Source organism: Capillibacterium thermochitinicola (genome assembly GCF_013664685.1).
GTDB lineage: Bacteria > Bacillota > UBA4882 > UBA10575 > UBA10575 > Capillibacterium > Capillibacterium thermochitinicola.
The window spans coordinates 1-3,571 of record NZ_JAAKDE010000073.1 but is presented as its reverse complement, the minus strand read 5'-3'; the positions used below and the strand labels follow the sequence as shown (position 1 = coordinate 3,571).

The window sequence follows — 3,571 nt, the reverse complement described above, 5'->3', positions numbered from 1 at the left end:
AGGCAGCCGTCTAAGGTGGAGTTGATGATTGGGGTGAAGTCGTAACAAGGTAGCCGTATCGGAAGGTGCGGCTGGATCACCTCCTTTCTAAGGAGTAAGACTCCTAGGTCGGTCCTGTCTTGCTGTTTAGTTTTGAGGGTTTAGTCCCTCAGGCATGCACCCTGAAAACTGCATAGGGGAACAAAAGAAGTCGAGCAGAGAAAGGCGCGCGAAAGGGTCAAGCTACAAAGGGCGTATGGCGGATGCCTTGGCGCTGGGAGCCGACGAAGGACGCGGCAAGCTGCGAAAAGCCTCGGGGAGCTGCAAGCGAGCGTTGATCCGGGGATGTCCGAATGGGGCAACCCACCGGGCGTAATGGCCCGGTACCCCTGCCTGAATCCATAGGGCAGGAGGAGGGAACGCGGGGAACTGAAACATCTAAGTACCCGCAGGAAGAGAAAGAAAGATCGATTCCCTAAGTAGCGGCGAGCGAACGGGGAAGAGCCCAAACCACATATCTTCGGATGTGTGGGGTTGTAGGGTCGCCGAGAAAGCCACTTTAGAGCCTAGCTGAAGCGGTCTGGAAAGGCCCACCGCAGAAGGTGACAGTCCTGTAAGCGAAAGGCAAAGAAGGGCGAGGCGATACCTGAGTACCACGGGGCACGTGGAACCCTGTGGGAACCCGGGAGGACCACCTCCCAAGGCTAAATACTACCCAGCGACCGATAGCGAACTAGTACCGTGAGGGAAAGGTGAAAAGCACCCCGGGAGGGGAGTGAAATAGAACCTGAAACCATATGCCTACAAGCAGTCGGAGCGCGATGGCCGCAAGGCCTGCGTGACGGCGTACTTTTTGTAGAACGGTCCTGCGAGTTACCGTAGCAAGCGAGGTTAAGGCGGAAAGGCCGGAGCCGTAGCGAAAGCGAGTCTGAAGAGGGCGCAAGTTTGCTATGGTAGACCCGAAACCGGGTGATCTAACCATGGCCAGAGTGAAGTCTCGTTAACCCGAGATGGAGGCTCGAACCACATTGTCGTTGAAAAGGCATGGGATGAGCTGTGGTTAGGGGTGAAAAGCCAATCGAACTCGGAGATAGCTGGTTCTCCCCGAAATAGCTTTAGGGCTAGCCTCATGGGTTAACTTACGGAGGTAGAGCACTGATTGGGCTAGGGGCCTTACCAGGTTACTGAACCCGTTCAAACTCCGAATGCCGTAAGGTTTACCATGGGAGTCAGACGATGGGGGATAAGCTTCATCGTCGAGAGGGAAACAGCCCAGACCTTCAGCTAAGGTCCCCAAGTTCGTGCTAAGTGGGAAACGAGGTGAAGATGCATAGACAGCCAGGATGTTGGCTTAGAAGCAGCCATCATTTAAAGAGTGCGTAATAGCTCACTGGTCAAGTGTCTTTGCGCGGAAAATGTAACGGGGCTCAAGCACGACACCGAAGCTAAGGATTCTTGCGGGTTTCACCAGGGGTTTCGTGAAAGGTTTGGCAACGCGATGCGGTGCCCAAATGCTTCAGCTGCAAGCACGAATGCAGCAGCAAGAAAAACGGAGTCTCTGGTGAAGCCCGCAAGAGTGGTAGGGGAGCGTTGTGCTAACCTGCGAAGCCGTACCGGAAGGAGCGGTGGAGGAGGCACAAGTGAGAATGCAGGAATGAGTAGCGAAAAGGCAGGTGAGAATCCTGCCCGCCGAAAGCCTAAGGTTTCCTGAGGAAGGCTCGTCCGCTCAGGGTTAGGCGGGACCTAAGCCGAGGCCGGAAGGCGTAGGCGATGGACAACGGGTCAAGATTCCCGTTCCACCTTGTCTCGTTTGAGCGATGGGGTGACACAGAAGGGTAGGCCATCCGGCAGTTGGAGTGCCGGTCCAAACGAGTAGGGTGTGCGACAGGCAAATCCGTCGCACGTGAAGCCCGAGACGTGACGGGGAGCGAAATTTAAGTAGCGAACTGGTTGAACCCAAGCTGTCGAGAAAAGCCTCTAGCGAGAGGCAAGGTGCCCGTACCGCAAACCGACACAGGTAGGCGAGGAGAGAATCCTAAGGCGCGCGAGAGAACCCCTGTTAAGGAACTCGGCAAACTGACCGCGTAACTTCGGGAGAAGCGGTGCCCTGGTACCGTGAGGTGTTTAGCATACTGAGCGGGAGAGGGTTGCAGAGAAATGGCCCAAGCGACTGTTTAGCAAAAACACAGGTCCCTGCTAAGCCGAAAGGCGACGTATAGGGGCTGACGCCTGCCCAGTGCCGGAAGGTTAAGGGGAGGGCTTAGCGCAAGCGAAGGTCTGAACCGAAGCCCCGGTAAACGGCGGCCGTAACTATAACGGTCCTAAGGTAGCGAAATTCCTTGTCGGGTAAGTTCCGACCTGCACGAAAGGCGTAACGACTTGGGCGCTGTCTCAATGGGGGGCTCGGCGAAATTGAAGTACCCGTGAAGATGCGGGTTACCCGCGGTTAGACGGAAAGACCCCGTGGAGCTTTACTCTAACTTGGTATTGAGTTTTGGTATCAAATGTACAGGATAGGTGGGAGCCAGAGAAGCCGGGACGCCAGTCTCGGTGGAGGCGCCGGTGGGATACCACTCTTTTGGTGCTGGAATTCTAACGGCACGCCGTGAGCCGGCTGCCGGACATTGCCAGGTGGGGAGTTTGACTGGGGCGGTCGCCTCCTAAAGGGTAACGGAGGCGCCCAAAGGTTCCCTCAGCGCGGTTGGGAATCGCGCGTTGAGTGCAAAGGCATAAGGGAGCTTAACTGCAAGACCGACAAGTCGAGCAGGGACGAAAGTCGGGCTTAGTGATCCGGTGGTACCGAGTGGAAGGGCCATCGCTCAACGGATAAAAGCTACCCCGGGGATAACAGGCTTATCTCCCCCAAGAGTCCATATCGACGGGGAGGTTTGGCACCTCGATGTCGGCTCATCACATCCTGGGGCTGGAGTAGGTCCCAAGGGTTGGGCTGTTCGCCCATTAAAGTGGTACGCGAGCTGGGTTCAGAACGTCGTGAGACAGTTCGGTCCCTATCTACCGCGGGCGCAGGAGATTTGCGAGGGTCTGTCCTTAGTACGAGAGGACCGGGATGGACGCACCTCTGGTATCCCAGTTGTCCCGCCAGGGGCACGGCTGGATAGCTATGTGCGGTTTGGATAAACGCTGAAGGCATCTAAGCGTGAAGCCATCCTCAAGAAGAGATCTCCCACAGAGTTAATCTGGTAAGACCCCTTGTAGAATACGAGGTTGATAGGCCGGGTGTGTAAGCGCAGCAATGCGTTGAGCTAACCGGTACTAATTGGTCGAGGGTTTGACCAAAAGCGGCCTTGGTTCGAACTCTTCCCTATGCAGTTTTGAGGGTGTAAACCCAACAACTTTATACCTTTCCTGGTGACTATGGCGAGGGGGAACCACCCGTTCCCATTCCGAACACGGCAGTTAAGCCCCTCAGCGCCAATGGTACTTGTCGGGAGACCGGCTGGGAGAGTAGGTCGTTGCCAGGAAATATTTTTAAAACCAGGATTAATAAAATCCTGGTTTTTATTTTGTGTTAACGAATATTGGTTTGGCATAAACCCGGATCAATGAAATTTTGATCCGGGTTTTATTTATG

General features: G+C 55.2%; 3 rRNA genes. All 3 read left to right on the top strand.

Annotated elements, in window-relative coordinates:
* Positions 1-87, top strand: a 16S ribosomal RNA gene (locus G5B42_RS11530); the annotation flags it as partial.
* Positions 88-215: 128 nt separating this feature from the next.
* Positions 216-3,276 (top strand): 23S ribosomal RNA (locus G5B42_RS11525).
* Positions 3,277-3,344: 68 nt separating this feature from the next.
* Positions 3,345-3,461: ribosomal RNA gene (rrf, locus tag G5B42_RS11520) — 5S ribosomal RNA — on the top strand.
* Positions 3,462-3,571: the final 110 nt, after the last annotated feature.